17 protein-coding genes are annotated in these 13,731 nt (G+C 52.5%); 10 read left to right on the top strand and 7 right to left on the bottom strand.

Going from position 1 to position 13,731, the window contains the following annotated elements:
- Nucleotides 1–53: 53 nt before the first annotated feature.
- The 6 genes from NST44_RS24355 to NST44_RS24330 all read left to right on the top strand — a co-directional run bounded on the left by NST44_RS24355 (nucleotide 54) and on the right by NST44_RS24330 (nucleotide 5,229).
- Nucleotides 54–539, top strand: a complete 486-nt coding sequence (locus tag NST44_RS24355; protein WP_007129930.1) for a DsrE/DsrF/DrsH-like family protein — start codon at nucleotides 54–56, stop codon at nucleotides 537–539.
- A 145-nt stretch (nucleotides 540–684) separates the two neighbouring features.
- Nucleotides 685–1,272: a sulfurtransferase TusA family protein gene (locus NST44_RS24350; protein ID WP_007129931.1), complete on the top strand. Its 588-nt coding sequence runs from the start codon at nucleotides 685–687 to the stop codon at nucleotides 1,270–1,272.
- 101 nt (nucleotides 1,273–1,373) lie between these two features.
- Nucleotides 1,374–2,501 carry an MBL fold metallo-hydrolase gene (locus tag NST44_RS24345; protein ID WP_007129932.1) on the top strand — a complete coding sequence of 376 codons (1,128 nt, stop codon included), beginning with the start codon at nucleotides 1,374–1,376 and terminating at the stop codon, nucleotides 2,499–2,501.
- A gap of 105 nt (nucleotides 2,502–2,606) precedes the next feature.
- Complete coding sequence (locus NST44_RS24340) at nucleotides 2,607–3,389, top strand: sulfite exporter TauE/SafE family protein (RefSeq protein ID WP_007129933.1); 783 nt, start codon at nucleotides 2,607–2,609, stop codon at nucleotides 3,387–3,389.
- A gap of 174 nt (nucleotides 3,390–3,563) precedes the next feature.
- A complete protein-coding gene (locus NST44_RS24335; RefSeq protein WP_340900821.1) occupies nucleotides 3,564–4,169 on the top strand; it encodes a methyltransferase domain-containing protein in 606 nt (201 codons plus the stop codon).
- A 58-nt stretch (nucleotides 4,170–4,227) separates the two neighbouring features.
- Nucleotides 4,228–5,229: a phosphotransferase gene (locus tag NST44_RS24330; protein ID WP_340900819.1), complete on the top strand. Its 1,002-nt coding sequence runs from the start codon at nucleotides 4,228–4,230 to the stop codon at nucleotides 5,227–5,229.
- Here the strand turns inward: NST44_RS24330 and NST44_RS24325 are convergent.
- From NST44_RS24325 to NST44_RS24295, 7 genes are all read right to left on the bottom strand, one after another.
- Nucleotides 5,177–5,446, bottom strand: a complete 270-nt coding sequence (locus NST44_RS24325; RefSeq protein WP_340900815.1) for a cysteine-rich CWC family protein — start codon at nucleotides 5,444–5,446, stop codon at nucleotides 5,177–5,179. The genes NST44_RS24330 and NST44_RS24325 overlap by 53 nt on opposite strands.
- 191 nt (nucleotides 5,447–5,637) lie before the next feature.
- Nucleotides 5,638–6,243 (bottom strand): YjgB family protein, encoded by a 606-nt coding sequence (locus NST44_RS24320; protein WP_007129936.1) that lies wholly within the window; start codon nucleotides 6,241–6,243, stop codon nucleotides 5,638–5,640.
- Nucleotides 6,244–6,610: 367 nt separating this feature from the next.
- Nucleotides 6,611–6,889 carry a YxcD family protein gene (locus tag NST44_RS24315; protein WP_007129937.1) on the bottom strand — a complete coding sequence of 93 codons (279 nt, stop codon included), beginning with the start codon at nucleotides 6,887–6,889 and terminating at the stop codon, nucleotides 6,611–6,613.
- Nucleotides 6,890–6,892: 3 nt separating this feature from the next.
- Nucleotides 6,893–7,360, bottom strand: a complete 468-nt coding sequence (locus tag NST44_RS24310; protein ID WP_213615132.1) for a hypothetical protein — start codon at nucleotides 7,358–7,360, stop codon at nucleotides 6,893–6,895.
- An 80-nt stretch (nucleotides 7,361–7,440) separates the two neighbouring features.
- Nucleotides 7,441–7,998 carry a PadR family transcriptional regulator gene (locus tag NST44_RS24305; protein WP_007129939.1) on the bottom strand — a complete coding sequence of 186 codons (558 nt, stop codon included), beginning with the start codon at nucleotides 7,996–7,998 and terminating at the stop codon, nucleotides 7,441–7,443.
- Nucleotides 7,999–8,201: 203 nt separating this feature from the next.
- Complete coding sequence (locus tag NST44_RS24300; RefSeq protein ID WP_007129940.1) at nucleotides 8,202–8,771, bottom strand: beta-class carbonic anhydrase; 570 nt, start codon at nucleotides 8,769–8,771, stop codon at nucleotides 8,202–8,204.
- A 34-nt stretch (nucleotides 8,772–8,805) separates the two neighbouring features.
- Entirely contained in the window at nucleotides 8,806–9,135 is a 330-nt protein-coding gene (locus NST44_RS24295) for an iron-sulfur cluster biosynthesis family protein (RefSeq protein ID WP_007129941.1), read from the bottom strand.
- Nucleotides 9,136–9,270: 135 nt separating this feature from the next.
- Between NST44_RS24295 and NST44_RS24290 the strand changes: the two genes are divergently transcribed.
- From NST44_RS24290 to NST44_RS24275, 4 genes are all read left to right on the top strand, one after another.
- Complete coding sequence (locus tag NST44_RS24290) at nucleotides 9,271–10,788, top strand: carboxypeptidase M32 (protein WP_213615130.1); 1,518 nt, start codon at nucleotides 9,271–9,273, stop codon at nucleotides 10,786–10,788.
- Between the two features lie 249 nt (nucleotides 10,789–11,037).
- The gene (locus tag NST44_RS24285) at nucleotides 11,038–12,045 is read left to right on the top strand and encodes an ABC transporter substrate-binding protein (RefSeq protein WP_007129943.1); all 1,008 of its coding nucleotides are present in this window, start codon (nucleotides 11,038–11,040) and stop codon (nucleotides 12,043–12,045) included.
- A gap of 40 nt (nucleotides 12,046–12,085) precedes the next feature.
- Nucleotides 12,086–12,859 (top strand): ABC transporter ATP-binding protein, encoded by a 774-nt coding sequence (locus NST44_RS24280; protein ID WP_007129944.1) that lies wholly within the window; start codon nucleotides 12,086–12,088, stop codon nucleotides 12,857–12,859.
- A 65-nt stretch (nucleotides 12,860–12,924) separates the two neighbouring features.
- Nucleotides 12,925–13,704: an ABC transporter permease gene (locus tag NST44_RS24275; RefSeq protein WP_373872050.1), complete on the top strand. Its 780-nt coding sequence runs from the start codon at nucleotides 12,925–12,927 to the stop codon at nucleotides 13,702–13,704.
- The last annotated feature ends 27 nt before the right edge of the window (nucleotides 13,705–13,731 follow it).

The raw sequence follows: 13,731 nt of genomic DNA, 5'->3' as shown, positions 1-13,731 counted from the left end.
AATAAATATACCCATAGGGGTAGAAGATCACATAAAAAGGAGGAAGAGATATCGTGATCGAACAGAAGCGAACGACCATTATCTTATTCAGTGGGGATTATGATAAAGCGATGGCGGCCTACATCATTGCTAATGGCGCGGCTGCGTATGACCATGAAGTGACCATCTTTCACACCTTTTGGGGGCTGAACGCCCTGCGGAAGGATGAGGATGTGCTGCTGCCTAAGAAAAAAGGGTTCATGGAGAAAATGTTTGCCAAAATGATGCCGAGAGGCGCCAACAAAATGGGGCTGTCGAAAATGAATTTTGCCGGCATGGGACCTAAAATGATAAAGGATGTCATCAAAAAGCACAATGCGGTTCCGCTGCCGCAGCTGATCGAGATGGCGCAGGAGCAGGATGTCAAGCTGGTTGCTTGCACGATGACGATGGATCTTCTCGGCCTGCAGGCGGAAGAGCTGATGGACGGGATCGAATACGCGGGAGTGGCAGCCTATTTGGGAGATGCCCAGGATGGGAATGTAAATTTGTTTATTTAATGAATTAGGTTCCGTGGCAATTGCGAAAGTGTTCTGAGAATTAAAGCCGTTTTTCTCTAATGAAATAAGATGCATATTAACATTTTTTTATTCGAAATTATACCCCTAAGGGTATATGAAAATCCGAATGGAGGCTAGATCTTTAATGACTACAATACAATCCGATGCGAAGCTGGACGCGAAGGGGCTGGCATGTCCAATGCCGATCGTACGTACGAAGAAAGCGATGAAGGATCTCCAAGCTGGCCAGGTGCTCGAGGTCGAGGCGACGGATCCGGGATCCAAGGCCGATTTGAAAGCCTGGGCGGAAAGCGCCGGGCATCAGTATTTGGGCACGATGGAGGAAAATGGCGTACTGCAGCATTATCTTCGCAAATCGTCCGAGGAGGAAGGAGGAGAGCTCATGTATTCCAATGTGTGCGAACCTGCTGAACTGCAGAAAATGCTGGATTCCGGCGAGTCCGTTGTCGTCTTGGACGTGAGGGAGGCAGCCGAATATGCTTTCCGACACATTCCAAGCGCGGTTTCGATTCCGCTCGGAGAGCTGGAGTACCATTTAGGCGAGCTGAACAAGGATGACAGGATCTATGTAATCTGCCGGTCGGGCGCCCGCAGCGACTTGGCTTCAAAAAAGCTTGCAGACAGCGGCTTTACGCATGTCGTTAATGTCGTACCCGGCATGAGCAGCTGGAGCGGGCAGACGGCCGGCTTGGACAATGGGCAGATGAAGTAACCGGTATAAGTGACGGGAATGGTAGCTCGCACCTCGGTATTCAAAAACGATAGAGGAACTTGATGAATAACCAAACCTAACAATAGAGAGGAAGATACAGGATGGCAATTAGAGCTATGCTTCCGCAGGAAGCGGCAGAGAAGGCAATTCGCAAGAAGCCGTTATTCATTCTTGATGTTCGCAACCCCGCCGATTTTGCAGATTGGAAGATCGAGGGCGAACGATTCAAGCATCTCAACATTCCGTATTACGAGCTGATCGACGGGGTGGAGGAAATATTGGAGCAACTTCCGGCAGAAGAAGAGATTGTGGTCGTTTGCGCCAAGGAAGGCTCGTCCGTTATGGTCGCCGAATTGCTGGCCGAGCAGGGACGGAACGCTGCTTACTTGAAGGGAGGCATGAAAGGATGGAGCGAGCTTCTCATGCCGCTTAAAATCGGAGATTTGAAGGAAGGCGGCGAATTGTACCAGTTCGTTCGGATCGGCAAAGGGTGCCTGTCGTACATGTTGGTGTCCGGCCATGAAGCCGCTTTGTTCGACGCGACACGGATGACCGAGGTATATACTGATTTCGCTGCAAAAATGAATGTGCAGATCAAGCACGTCTTGGATACGCATCTGCATGCCGATCATATTTCGGGCGGGCGAGCCATCGCCGAGGCTGCAGGCGCAAAGTACTGGCTGCCTGCAAAGGACGCCGGAGAGGCGGCATTCAAGTATGAGCCGCTCGAAGACGGAGACGAGATTCTGCTTGGGAGCAGCGTGATCCGGATCGAAGCGCTCCATACCCCTGGTCATACGGCTGGTTCTACCTCATTCCTAATCGATGATCAATATTTGCTGACCGGAGATATCCTGTTCATCGATTCGATCGGCCGTCCGGACCTTGCTGGACATGCGGAGGATTGGGCGGGAGATTTGAGGAAGACGCTGTACTCCATATATAAGGAGCTGTCCGGGGAGCTAGTCGTGCTGCCGGCTCACTTCATGATCATGGACGAGCTGAACGCGGATGGGACTGTAGCGAAGAAGCTTGGCGAGCTGTTTGAAGAAAACCATGGTCTGAACATCCGGGATGAGGAGGAATTCAGATTGCTGGTCACGAAGAGCCTGCCGCAGCAGCCGAACGCCTACTTGGAGATCCGGCAGACCAATATGGGAATGATGCAGCCGAATGCGGAGCAGCAGCGGGACATGGAGATTGGGCCGAACCGATGCGCGGTTCGGTAATAAGGGCATGGAAATATGACCGTGTAAACGGTCATGCCTGATTGCAAAAGCGAAAAGGGAACCGGATGACGGTTCCCTTTTTTAAAGAATCAAGGGGGCAAGAACATGGAATGGACTGTAACTTACATCTTGGCGATATTCCTTATCGGTTTTATCGGTTCCTATATTTCGGGCATGGTAGGCATCGGCGGTTCCATCATCAAATACCCGATGCTGCTGTATATTCCGCCATTATTCGGCTTTGCGGCATTCACGGCGCACGAAGTATCCGGCATTAGTGCTGTACAGGTGTTTTTTGCCACGATCGGGGGCGTGTGGGCTTACCGGAAGGGCGGGTATTTGAATAAAACCTTAATCTTGTATATGGGTTCGGCGATTTTACTTGGCAGCCTAATTGGAGGCTTCGGTTCCAACCTTATGAGCGAAAGTTTCATCAATATCATGTACGGCATATTGGCATTGCTTGCTGCCGTCATGATGCTGATCCCCAAGAGGGGAGTGGACGAAATTCCGCTGGATCAGGTGACGTTCAACAAATGGCTTGCAGCCGGACTGGCCCTTGCGGTCGGTATCGGCGCAGGGATCGTCGGGGCGGCAGGCGCGTTTTTGCTCGTGCCGTTGATGCTGGTCGTCCTGAAAATTCCGACGCGGATGACGATTGCCACTTCGCTCGCAATCACCTTCATCTCCTCCATCGGGTCAACGGCAGGCAAGCTTGCGACAGGGCAGGTCGATTACGGCCCGGCCGCCATTATGGTCATTGCCAGCCTGATCGCTTCCCCGCTTGGCGCTTCCGCCGGAAAGCGAATGAATACGCGTGTGCTGCAGTTGATCTTGGCCATTCTCATTTTGGCGACAGCTATTAAAATTTGGCTCGATATATTGTAGCTCCGCTGTATCTTAGTATAATGGCAATAACGGATTTACCGCTGAGGAGGGCGAGCTAAATGACCCGATGCAGCTGCAGGGTTTGCTCCTAATTTGGATATGATGGGGGCAGTCCTTCATTGAAGCGGCAAGATGAGAGCGATGGAATCCGAATAAGAAGGCGGGTGGCAGGAGATGAATCCGTGGAACGAGCGTTTCCAAGGAGAGGAATATGTATACGGAACGGAGCCGAACGCTTTTGTGGTCGACATGCAGAACCGGCTTTCATTAACCGGCCAGACACTTGCGATTGCAGAAGGGGAAGGTCGAAATGCGGTATATCTGGCCGAGCAAGGTCACGATGTAACCGTGTGGGATTACGCAGAAGCGGGGCTGAACAAAGCGAATAAGCTTGCGAAGGAGAAGGGCGTTAAGATTGCTGCCCGTCTTCAGGATCTGGAGGATGCGGCGTGGACGCCGGATCAATGGGATCAGATCGTGTGCATATTCGGACATTTTCCGAAGGCGCTGCGCCTGCGAACCCTTCGCGGCGTTAAAGAAGCGGTGAAGCCGGGGGGGTATTTCATAACCGAAGTGTATTCGATGAACCAGATTCCGTATCAAAGCGGCGGTCCACAGGAGATGGACATGCTGTATGAGCCGGAGGATTTTTTGCGGAGCTTTGCGGATTGGAGAATCATTCATTTTTTTATGGGAGAGGTTCATCGCAGCGAAGGAGCGCTGCATCAAGGCTTGTCCCATGTCATTCAATTTGCCGGGCAGAAGCCTGCTTTCACGTAAGCACCGGAGGAAAGGAATGTGAAGGGTGTTTTCAAAGATTAGGCAAGAACCTCATGTGATGATTGAACGTTTGATCCAACAGTTTTGGCCGGAGTGGGTCGGGACGGTCAGTCAAGGCGCGGGCGGCTGGAACAATACGACGCGTTTCATCCATCAAGCAGACCGCGGCTGCGTGCTGCGTATCTATAACACCCACCGCGACAAAGACAAAATCGAATTCGAGCTTGCCGTGCTGGAGTCACTGCGGCAGAGCAAGCTCTCCTTTGACACGCCGATGCCGATCCCCTCGGCAGCAGGGGAACGGATCGTGCAGCTCCCGGACGGAAGCCAACGATATGCGGTGGTGTTTGGATTCCTTGAAGGAGAGCGACCGGAAGGGAACAGCCTCCAAGCGGCTTATTCCTTCGGGGAGAAGACGGGAGAGCTATTGAAAGCATTGGGGCGGATTGACATACCCCGTCCTCCCGCATACCGGCCGTATTATGAACTGCTCCAGTCCTATCCCGCTTGCACGAGGGAAACGATCGAGGCGTTCTGTTTGCAGCCGGAACCGGCATTTCGCGATCTGCACCAGGAGCTTCTGCGGTTACTTGATGCGTACGACGACATCTGCGGCAGACTCGGAGAGCTGAGGAAGCTCCCGCAGCAGCTGGTCCACGGGGACCTCAATTTCTCCAATTTGCTGGTCGATCCCCGTCAGCCCGAGAAGGTTACGGCGCTGCTGGACTTTGAATTTTGCACCCGGGATGTCCGGGTGATGGAGCCGGCGGTGGCGATCTCCGGATTCCTTGGATTCGAGGAGGAGCGGGAGGCCATCAGCCGATTCTGCCAAGGATTCGGGAGCCGGATCCGCTTGAGTCCGGAAGAGATCGAGGCGATCCCGGTGTTAATCCGGCTGCGTATGGTGGATGTATTTCTCCACTTCATGAGCCGGTACCATGAAGGCACGGATAGTGCCGCGGTGCTGCAAGAGCAGGTCCCGATGCTGGCGTCAGGCTTGAGGCAGCTTACGGACAGCATGGCGTGGATCCGGGAAGCTGCGGGGAGGTTTCTGCATTGATTGCTTGAAGACAGGATTTACAGATGCAGGTCCTTCCAGTGTATTCCGCGGGAACGCTATTCAAGACGCGATCCGGAAAGCTCTCCCTCATACACCAGCATTCATTTGCATCCGGGAGCTTCGCTGCGTATGCGCACTGATTGGGCTGCCGGCAAATCGGACAGGTCGTCTGATCGACGCCAGCCTCGTCTTTCGGCTCGACAGGTTTAGTATCCATTGAATAGGAGCACCTCGATTCATGGTTCATCATTCTTAAGCGTATTCGGATACGGCCACGTTGTCCAGTAAGATCTCTGGTATGCGAACCATCACAATAACCCGGCCCTTTACCATGGAAGAGCCGGGTTTCTTAGCATTTCGTCGGTCGGCAGAAGACAAAAGCGTTACGAGAGCCGCTGGGGGAGGGCGTTATTTTTTCAACAAATTGATATGATCCAAATCCGTGCTGCTGTTAAAGATGAACTCCAGCTTGTACGCACCCCGATGATAAGTGAGCTTGGTCTGCGTGATACCGCCGTTCTTGAACGTCGTGGTGGACGCTGGGGCATACCAGTTCTGCTTCAGCATCTTCATCGTAATGCCGCCGATATTCGTTTGCCGTTCCACATTCGTGCCGAAATAACGAATCTCCCGAATCTTGTTCAGCTTATATGAAATTGCGTAACCGGGATTACCCATATTCGCGCTATATAGATCAAAATCATCTGCATGCTTGCGCGAAATGGAAGGTTCTCCGATCGTGTTGATCACGTCCTGACGGGTGCTCTTGCCAACGGTCAGTCGGCCGACCACGCCGGGAAACTGGCCTTTCAAAGCGGGTTTATAGAAGCTGTTCAGCGTCTTTAACGCTTCCTTGGCTGCATAGCTGTCGGCAGCGGCTGCCTCGGTGTGCCCGGCTGCCTCGGCATGTGGCGCGGAAAAAACGGCCGGAGTGAATCCAAGCCCCGCCAAACCGACGGTCCCTGCCACCGTAAGCGCGATGACGGCTTTTGAAATACGCTGTTCGTTGTTCATGATGTATCCTCTCCTTGTAACATGACATTACCACAAGTGATCTTCTTTAAACAAAATCTATGTTTATCGTAGTGGAAGAGAGGAGGGATTGGGTTACGAATCCATGAAAATGAAATTTCAGAATTGTGACCAATGGATAAGGGAGTAAACATAGGTATCGTAGGACTTCCCGTTCTGATGGATGTACTTCCGAAGGAGGCCTTCCTTCTCAAAGCCTAAACGGTTGAGCAAGGCATGGGAAGCTTCGTTGTCGATCAATGCGCTTCCGTTTCGAGGATCGGAAACATGACTAACCTCCCGTTATAAAAAACTGCCGCTCCGCTAAAGAGCGAAGGGCAGTTTGGGTTGAATGAATGTTAAGGCTATGCTATTGCTGCACGATGGCGATAATTTCGTCTTCCAGCTCCAGTCTGACCTGTTCGCTGTATGCACGAATGTTATATTCGGAGTGCAGATAACGGAGGATGGCTTCGATCAGGTTCGCTTCGATCAAATACTGCGTTCTTCCGTTTACCCATACTTCCGCCGTATATCCGGTATCCTCATCCCAGCTCAGCTCAAGCGACACGTCCGTCGGTTTCACGCCTCTGCGCTCCGCCTGATGCAGGCAGACCGCATTGACGATTTCGTCCATGCTAAGAATCATGGCTTAGTACCTATTGTTGTTATTGTTGTAACGGTCATCATCATTACGATGATGCTCGACAGCCGGCTTGCGGCGGTTTCTCACGGCGCGTACAACCATCATGATCACCATGATGAGCGCCCAAATCGCAATGAGGTTGATCAGCAAGCCCATAATCTCGCCCATGAAGCCCATGCCTGCGAACATGCTGCCGAACAGGAGCCCTGCCAGACCGCCGATCATCAGGCCTTTCATCAAGCTGCCGCCGCTGAAGAATCCGCGGTTTGCTGTATTTCCTGCAGTAGTCCCGGATTTATTCGAGTTGCTCGTGCTGTTGGATTGCTGCACGTTGCTATCGTTCTTTTTCGGGGTGTTCGAGTAGGACTTCGTTCCGGATTTGAAGCCGCCTCTGCGGGCATCCACGGAATCGACCGGCGCGAGCGCTACAAAGAACAGGGTAAACGCAACTAGAATCGTAAGTACTTTTTTCATCTTGTACTGTCGTACCTCCCGGTAATTAAAATTAGAGAATAATTCGTAATACGGACGGGTCACGATAAGGTTTCAAAAAATTATTCACCATGCTTCGCTGCCGCTGTACGCTGATGCTCCTTCAGCAAGCCAAGCACCCAGTCGCACCATTTCAGCTCCGTTTCGGCCATCATCAGGCCTTTGGTTGCCAAAATGTAATTGCTGAACGCTTTGCTTCCGATTTCCCGGGTATCCTCGGGGATCCCGGCCAGAATCTGCTCGAAGTAACGCTTCTTCTCTAAATAACTGCTTCTGCGGTCCTCGTAGATATCAATCGCGATGCCGATCTCGGTTAGCCACAGGCAGAAGGTGCGCAGAGAAAGCTCATCCTTGGTGACGGCAGGCGCAATGGGCTGGTACATCCATTCGCGCAGCTTTTGCATGCCTTTCTCCGTAATCGCATAAATCTTTTTGTCCGGTTTGTCGGTCTGCTGAACCCAATGCGAGGATAGCAGCTGCTTCTCTTCCATACTGGCAAGCAGAGGATAGATTTGACTGTGCTTGGCCTGCCAAAACGGTTGGATCCGAAGCATGAGGTCATACCCCGACGACTCTCTTCTGGCGAGCAACCCTAACAAGCCGTATGACAACGTATTCATGGACATAACTCCCTTTGAAACGCATATCGTGGACACAAGGCAATGATGTTCATTGACTAGGGGTCCGATTGATAAAAAGTGTACACTGAAACTGTATGGTTTGACAACAGGGGAGAGGGGTTACGTGATGGTTTTTGGTAAAATTGTGACTAAAAAAGCACAAACGCAGCATGCGTTTGTGCTTGGAATTGACTTTTATTGCTTTATTTGCCTTCGTAACCATCGACAACAAGATCCAAAGCCCCGGTGTTCGGGTCGATGACCATGCCGTGTACCGCCACGCTTTTTGGCAGCAGCGGGTGGTTCTTGATAAGACTAACGGTGTTCCGCACGCCCTCGGTTACGTTATCGAAGCCGCGAAGCCATTTCGTGAGCCGAATGCCTGAATTTTCAAGGGTGGAGAGTACTTCGTCCGAAATGCCGCGCTCCTTCATATGGGAGATCATGACGTCAGCATCCAGCGCAGCCATACCGCAGTCATGGTGACCGACGATGATCACTTCCTCAGCTTGAAGCTCATACAGCGCGACCAGCACGCTTCGCATGACGCTGCCGAATGGCTGGGAGATGATGGCACCGGCGTTCTTTATGATTTTGACATCGCCGTTCTTGAAATTCATTGCTTTCGGAAGCAGTTCAACCAGTCTTGTATCCATACAGGTTACAACGACGAGCTTCTTATCAGGGAAGCGGTCGGTCAGGTAAGGCTCATACTCTTTCTTCTCTACAAAGCTGCGGTTATGCTCCAGAATGCGGTCCAAATGTTTTTCCATAGGGTATCTCTCCTTCTGTATCTAAGAGTTAGGTTTAAACACGGGTGTCGGTTGCTATGATATTTGTTCCATACGTCTGATTGCGGCTTGTGAGACGAAAACTAGCGGTGCCGGCGTGCAAGTCCAGCTTAAGCTCTTCCTCGAAAAAAACCTCCTGCTTGCCATGGATGACCAGAGGGATCGAGGCGTTTGTTTGAATCACGGTATCGCCGTCGGCAGCACCGTCCACGACCTGCAGTCCCGGGACGCCGTTAACGGCACATCCGCAGCCCTCGGTATCATAGATCAGTCTCACGGCCCCAGGCCTGCTCCCGAGCATTTCCTTCAGCTTCAGGTCGGCCTCAGGGGATAGTTGGATGATCACGGTTCTAGGCCTCCCTCTATGCAGCATCTGATTTTGCTGTTTCTGAAAGTTGATTATATACCTAGCAGAACGTATCATCAATAGAGTAGTTATGAATCCAATCCAAAAAAATTTAAAAGAGCAGGTGAGCTGATTATGGAAGTGCAGGTATCTCAGCAATGGGAGCAGTTTCAGCAATTGGTACGCAAAATCATGAGCTATTATGAAGCGCTCGGGGTCCTTCATTGGGATCTGCGGACAGGCGCCCCGCGCAAAGGCACGGACATCCGCTCGGAGACGATTGGCATATTATCGACGGAAGCTTTTAAACTGCAGGTCTCGGAGAAGATGGGACAGTTTCTGCAGTTTTTTGCGGATCCGAAGCACGAGGGGCAGCTGGACGAACGCCAACGCCGCATGGTAGCAGAGATACGCAAGCTCTATGAGCAGAACAAATCGATTCCGCCGGAACGCTTTAAGGAGTACTCCATTCTTGCCTCACAGTCGGAGACGAAGTGGGAGGAAGCCAAGAAGAACAGCGATTTCGCCGGATTCGAACCATACTTAACGAAGATCGTGGCATTCAAGCAGGAGTTTATCGACTATTGGGGAGTGAAAAGCACCCGATATGACACGCTTCTGGATATGTATGAGCCGGATTTGACGGTGGAGAAAGTGGACGCGATCTTTGACCGGCTTAAAGCTCGGCTTGTGCCGCTTGTGCATGCGGTTTCGGAATCGTCCTTCAAACCGGAGACCGGCTTTCTGAAGCAGCTGTTCGATATCGGCCAGCAGGATAAATTCAGCAGGTTCCTGCTTGGGCAGATGGGATATGACTTTGAGGCCGGCCGGCTTGATGAGAGCGTCCATCCGTTCGCTACCGGACTCAATCCCGGCGATGTCCGGATCACGACCCATTATTTGCAGGATGACGTTCTAAGCGCGGTGTTCAGCTCCCTGCATGAAGGCGGTCACGCCTTGTACGAGCAAAACATCGACAAGAGCTTGGCGGGCACGCCGCTGTCTTCAGGGGCATCGATGGGCATCCACGAGTCCCAGTCGCGCTTATGGGAAAACATGATCGGTCGCAGCCGGCCGTTCTGGCGCCGATACTTCGGCGATCTTCAGCAGCATTTCCCTGAACAGCTGAAGGATGTTTCGTTGGAGGATTTCTATCTGGCCGTCAATAAAGTCGAGAACTCCCTGATCCGGATCGAGGCCGATGAGCTGACTTATAATCTCCATATCATTATCCGTTATGAGATCGAGAAGCAGCTCTTTAACGAAGGGCTTTCCGTGAAGGAGCTTCCGGAAGTATGGAATTCGAAGTACAAGGAGTATCTTGGCATCATGCCTCCGAATGACGGACTCGGCGTCCTTCAGGATGTGCATTGGTCCGGCGGGGATTTCGGTTATTTCGCTTCGTACTCGCTCGGCAATATGTACGCAGCGCAAATGCTGCATACGCTCCGCAAGGAAATGCCGAATCTCGATGAGCTGATCGAGCAAGGAAATTTGGCGCCGATCAAGGAATGGCTGACGGAGAAAGTCTACCGGTTTGGAAAAACGGAGACCCCTTCGGAAATTATTTTGCGTGTAACCGGTGAAGAACTGAATCCGGACTACTTGGCCGACTATTTGGAGGCAAAATATAAAGAGATTTATAAGCTTTAATCTCATCATAAACAAGAAGCCGTATCACGGTTCCCGAAGAAATGAGCGTTGACGGTACGGTACGGATGAATTGAATGAAGCATGATAAGAAGCGGCGGTGCATAGGGATGATGTCCCAGCACCGCCGTTTTTTTTATGGTGAAAGAGCACGATTGCGGTCCTTCCACCTCTATGATGGCTAGTTAACCATTGGGCGAGTGGGTGCATATGCTGAAATGAAACGGTAGGTTAAGGGAATGGAGGGGTAGCATGAAGCGTCGAATATGGCGGGCGCTGGCGGCAAGCCTGCTGCTTGTGTGTGCCGCAGCGCTGGCAGGATGCGGAGGCGGCAGCGGCTCGGCAACGAAGGTCAAGGTGGGCGAAGTCACGCGCTCGATTTTCTATGCTCCGCAGTATGTCGCACTGGAGAAAGGTTTTTTCAAGGAAGAGGGGCTTGATGTCGAGCTGCAGACGACTCCCGGCGGCGATAAAACGATGACGGCGCTCCTGTCGGGGGCCATCGACGTTGCGCTTGTCGGGTCGGAAACTTCCATTTATGTGTATCAGCAGGGCTCGGAGGATCCGGTGATCAACTTCGGGCAGGTGACGCAGACGGACGGCACGTTTCTCATGGCGCGGAACGAAGGCGGCGAATTTGATTGGGATCAGCTGAAGGGGAGCGTGTTCCTCGGCCAGCGCAAAGGCGGGATGCCGCAGATGGCCGGAGAATTTACGCTGAAGAAAAAAGGCATCGATCCCCATGCCGATCTGGAGCTGATTCAGAATATTGATTTTGCAAACATCGCCTCGGCTTATGCCTCGGGGACAGGGGAATACGTGCAGCTGTTTGAGCCGCAAGCCTCGATATTCGAGAAAGAAGGGCGCGGCAAGGTGGTGGCATCCTTCGGCGTCGAGAGCGGAAACTTGCCGTACACCGTGTTCATGACCAAGCAAAGCTACATCGATAACCATGAGGCTACAGTGCAAAAATTTACGAATGCTCTATATAAAGCCCAGCAGTGGGTGGACGCAAACAGTCCGGAGGACATCGCCGATGCAATCATGCCGTATTTCAAGGACAGCGACCGGGATATCGTCGTCTCGTCTGTGAAGCGTTATAAGGAGCAGGGCAGCTTTGCGACGGATCCGATCGTGGATGAAGCCGAATGGAACAATCTGCTTGACGTCATGGAACAGGCGGGGGAGCTGAAGGAGCGGGTCGCACCTGACAAAATCGTCAACAACAACTTTGCTGAGAAGGCCAAACAGGCAAAGTAGCGTTTCATCTCCCATCCATGGAATGAAAGGAGAGTGCACCATGGTACCGGTAGTAGAACTGAACGATATCACGCATGTATACGTGACGGATCGGGAAGCCTCTCTGGCTGTGGAAGGAATTGATTTGAGCGTCGAGCCGGGCGAGTTCGTCAGCTTGGTCGGGCCGAGCGGCTGCGGCAAGACAACGATATTGTCCGTCATTGCCGGTCTGCTCCAGCCTACGAAAGGAACGGCGATCGTCAACGGCAAGCAGGTCAGCGGCCCGTCGCCGGAAGTCGGCTATATGCTTCAGCAGGATTACTTATTCCCGTGGCGGACCATCATGGACAACGCCTTGATCGGATTGGAATTGACGGAGCGTCTGAATCCGGACAGCCGGAGCGAGGTGCAAAGCCTGCTGAAGGAGATGGGGCTTGCGGGCAGCGGTCCATTGTACCCGGCCCAGCTGTCGGGAGGCATGAGACAGCGGGTAGCCCTGGTGCGTACGCTGGCGACGGATCCGGGGCTGCTGCTGCTCGACGAGCCTTTCTCCGCGCTGGATTATCAGACCAAGCTGCAGCTGGAGGACCTGATTGTCGAGACGCTGAGGGAGCGGGGAAAAACCGCGATCCTGGTAACCCATGACTTGTCCGAAGCGATCGCCATGAGCGACCGGGTCGTCCTGCTGAACCGCAATCCGGGACGCATTCACCGCATGTTCGCAGTGCCGGAGAACATAAGGGCTGTACAGCCGTTTTATGCCCGCAAGGAACCGGGGTTTAATGAATTATTTCATGAAATATGGGGCGAAATGCAGCGAATCGGGAAGGAGTGAAGCCATTGACAACCAATCGAGAGCGGAAAGAGCCGGCTTCTTCTTCAAACCGCTGGCTCCAGGATATTTATGATAAGCATAGGAGGAAAAAGCGCAGCATCCAGAGCCGGGTGCTCACCGTCCAGCTCAGCTTGCTGCTCCTGTTCTTCGCGTGGTGGGAGGCGGCGGGCAGAATGAAGTGGATCGATGTCCTCCTCTTCAGTTATCCAACCAAAATCTTCTCGAATATTTGGGATAACATCGTGACCGGGGAGCTGTGGGGTCATCTGGGGATTACCGTCGGAGAGACCGTTGTCGGATTTCTTCTCGGGACCCTGGTCGGCACCCTGCTTGCGGTCATCATCTGGTGGTCGCCTTTCTTGAACAAGGTGCTCGATCCTTACATGGTTGTATTCAACAGTATGCCGAAGGTGGCGCTGGGGCCGATATTCATCGTCATGTTTGGCGCGGGATTTACGGCGATTGTCGTGACGACGCTGTCGATCACGGTGATTGTGACGACACTCGTTGTATACAACAGCTTTAATGAGGTGGACTCCAATCTGATCAAGGTTGTCCGCACCTTCGGCGGCACGAAGCGGCAAGTATTCCAGCGCGTCATTCTGCCTGCTTCCTATCCGGCTATCGTATCGACCTTGAAGGTAAATGTGGGCATGGCCTGGGTTGGCGTGATCGTAGGAGAGTTCCTGGTTGCGAAATCCGGGCTTGGATATTTGATTATGTACGGATTTCAGGTATTCAACTTCACGCTCGTGCTGTCGAGTCTCCTCATTATTGCAGTCGTGGCAACGGCGATGTACCAAATCGTCGTATATATTGAAAGAAAGCTGCTGGCCCACAGGTAGCATCACGTTCAAAGACTCGCTTCCACG

It is taken from the genome of Paenibacillus sp. FSL W8-0919 (genome assembly GCF_038003785.1).
GTDB classification, from domain to species: Bacteria; Bacillota; Bacilli; order Paenibacillales; family Paenibacillaceae; genus Paenibacillus_AQ; species Paenibacillus_AQ lactis.
The sequence above is the reverse complement of the archived record's forward strand: the minus strand, read 5'-3'. Positions and strand labels throughout refer to the sequence as shown.